Source organism: Streptomyces sp. GC420 (assembly GCF_009916105.1).
Taxonomy (GTDB): Bacteria; Actinomycetota; Actinomycetes; order Streptomycetales; family Streptomycetaceae; genus Streptomyces.
On the sequence record NZ_JAAAXQ010000638.1, the window covers coordinates 1 to 2,701 of the forward strand.

Sequence of the window (2,701 nt, forward strand, 5' to 3'; positions counted from 1 at the left end):
CCCCCGGCCCCGCCCAGCCCGCGCGGGCGCCCTCCGGGCCCCAGGCGCACCCCACGCCCGCGCCCACCACGGCGCTCAGCCCGGCGCCGGTGTACCCGGCCCCTCCCGAGCCCGCGCGGCAGGACCGCCTCACCGTTCGGCCCGGGCTGCCGACGGAAACCGAACCCGGCGCCCCGCAGGCGCCGGGCGCACCGGCCGCGGATGACGCGTGCGCACTCGCCGCGACCGGCGTACCGGTCCGGCCCCTGGCGGAGTCGCCGGGCCTGTCCGCTCCCGCGGTGACCGCCGTCGGCGGCCCGCCGGTCGTCGTCCACGCGCGCGGCGTCGTACGGGCCGGGGCCGGAGCCGGGGCCGAGGGGCCCGCGCACGCGGGCCGGATCGAGGGGCTGCTGCTCGGGCTCGCCTCCGGTGACGCCGCCGGGTGGCCCGCAGCCCGGCACCGGGCGGCGCGGATGCCCGAGTGGACGCGGCGGCTGACCCGCGAGCTGGACACGTTCGCGGAGCAGAACGCCACGACCACGCTGCCCGTCCCCATCGCCCTGAACCAGCCGCCGGAGCCGCTGCGGCTCGGGCCGTCCGACGACGCGGAGTGGGCGGCGTTCGCCGCCGAGTCGGTGCTCACGGCGGCCGGGGCGCTGCTGAGCGACCTCAGCAAGGACCGCCGGATGCGGGCTGCCATCGACCTCGCGTGGAACGCCCTGGCCGACGAGGTCGCCGCGGCCGCCGACCAGGCACCGGAGATCGAGTCCGCCGCGATCCCGCTGCGGGCCCGGATCTCCGTGCGCGCCGGGCTCGGAAACCTTGCGACCGGCCTGCGCCCGCCCGCGACGGGCCACGACAATCCCCACTACTTCGACGACGCGGCCTGTGTGAGGGCCTGCGCCCTCGCCGTCGTACACGCCGGGAACCCGCGCGCCGCCGCCGAACTGGCCGAGTTCGACGCCCGCTACAGCCAGGACGGCGACGGGGTACACGGCGCCCGCGCCATGGCGGCGGCCGTCGCGGCGGCCCTCGGCGGCGCCCCCGTGGACGCCTGCGTGGACGCCGCGCTCGCACAGCTGCCCGGGGCCACCGAGATCGGCCGCAACGCCCGTCACGCCGTCGGCCTGGCCCGGGCGACCCCGGACGCCTTCGCGCTGGTGCCCGTCCTGGAGCACCAGATCGTCGACCACGTCTACAGCTACGGCATCGCCGCGGCGGAAACCGTCCCGGTCGCCCTCGCCCTGGCCACCGCCGCCCGCGGAGCGCTCACCGCTGCGGTGCCCTCCGCCGCCTGCCTGTCCCGGGTCGCCGATTCCGCGCCGGCCCTCGTCGGCGCCCTGACCGGAGCGCTGACCGGCGCCGACGGGATCCCGGGCACCTGGCGGAGCGCGTGCAGGACGCTGTCCGGCTGCGTCCTGCCCCGGCTGGCCGGCACCGATCTCGTCGAACTCGCCGGGCTGCTCGCGCACACGGAACTGACCCTCCCGGAGGGATGATTCGGGCATGACGCTCACATCACCCCATACTTCCGCACTGTCACTGGAGGACCGGACGACGGGCTGCCTGGTCGGCGCCGCGGTCGGCGACGCCCTCGGCGGTCCGGTCGAGGGCTGGACGCCCGAGCAGATCGCCCGGCGGCACGGCGGCCCGGTGCGCGGCATCGTCGGGCCCTGGTACGAGGACTGGCGTACCGCCAGGCCCATCGCGCCGTACCACAAGGGCGACGGCCACGTCACCGACGACACCCTGATGACGCACGCGCTGGTACGGGTCTACGAGACCGTGCGCGACCACCTCGACGCGTACGCCGTCGCCGATCACCTCGTGCCCGACCTGATCACCAACCCGCGCTGGATCCCGGAGCTCGAGGCGGAGGCGCTCCCCCTCCAGCGGATCTTCCTCGCCGAGAAATGGCTGGTCGCACGGCTTCACTACGGCCATGTCGACCCGCGCGAGGCGGGCACGGGCAACATCGTCAACTGCGGGGCGGCGATGTACGCGGCACCGGTCGGCGTCGTCAACGCGGCGAATCCGGCGGCCGCGTACGCCGAGGCCCTGGACATCGCGGGCGCGCACCAGTCCTCGTACGGACGTGAGGCGGCCGGGGTCTTCGCCGCCGCGGTCGCCGCCGCGTTCCTGCCGGGCGCGACCCCGGAGTCCGTCGTCTCGCACGCGCTCGCGCTCGCCAAGGACGGCACCCGCGCCGCCATCGAGGCGGTCTGCGAGACCGCTGCGGCCCACACCGACACCGAGTCCGCCCGGGGGCCGCTGCGCGCCGCCGTCGCCCCCTTCGACACGGTCGGCCCCGACTACCGCGCCCCCTCCCTCGGTGCGCGCCGCCCGTCACGACTGCACTCCGTCGAGGAGCTGCCGATCGCCCTGGGGATGCTGCTCGCCGGCGGCGGCGACTACCGCCGTACGGTGCTCGGCGCGGTCAACTACGGCCGTGACTGCGACTCCATCGCCACCATGGCAGGCGCCGTCGTGGGCGCCCTGCGCGGCGAGTCCGCGATCCCCCGGGACTGGGCGCAGGAGGTGTCCGAGTCGAGCCGCCTCGATCTGCGCGCTCCGGCCACCGGTCTCGCCGCCGTCACCCGCGAGGTCTTCGCCCGCGACCAGGATCGCCGCCGGGCCCACGAGGCCGCCTTCGCGCAGATCGCGGGCCGCCCGTGACGCGGCCCGCCCCCGGCTCCCCCGCGCCCGGCGGCGCTCCTGGTCG

2 protein-coding genes are annotated in these 2,701 nt (G+C 77.2%); both read left to right on the top strand.

Going from position 1 to position 2,701, the window contains the following annotated elements; genetic code table 11:
- Nucleotides 1-89: 89 nt before the first annotated feature.
- Complete coding sequence (locus GUY61_RS37225) at nucleotides 90-1,478, top strand: ADP-ribosylglycohydrolase family protein (RefSeq protein WP_398958305.1); 1,389 nt, start codon at nucleotides 90-92, stop codon at nucleotides 1,476-1,478.
- Nucleotides 1,479-1,485: 7 nt separating this feature from the next.
- Nucleotides 1,486-2,655, top strand: coding sequence for an ADP-ribosylglycohydrolase family protein (locus tag GUY61_RS37230; RefSeq protein ID WP_166634709.1), 1,170 nt, complete (start codon nucleotides 1,486-1,488; stop codon nucleotides 2,653-2,655).
- The last annotated feature ends 46 nt before the right edge of the window (nucleotides 2,656-2,701 follow it).

Excerpts from the sequence above, each read along its gene's own strand:
- GUY61_RS37230 (WP_166634709.1), top strand. The coding sequence starts at position 1,486 with ATGACGCTCACATCACCCCATACTTCCGCACTGTCACTGGAGGACCGG.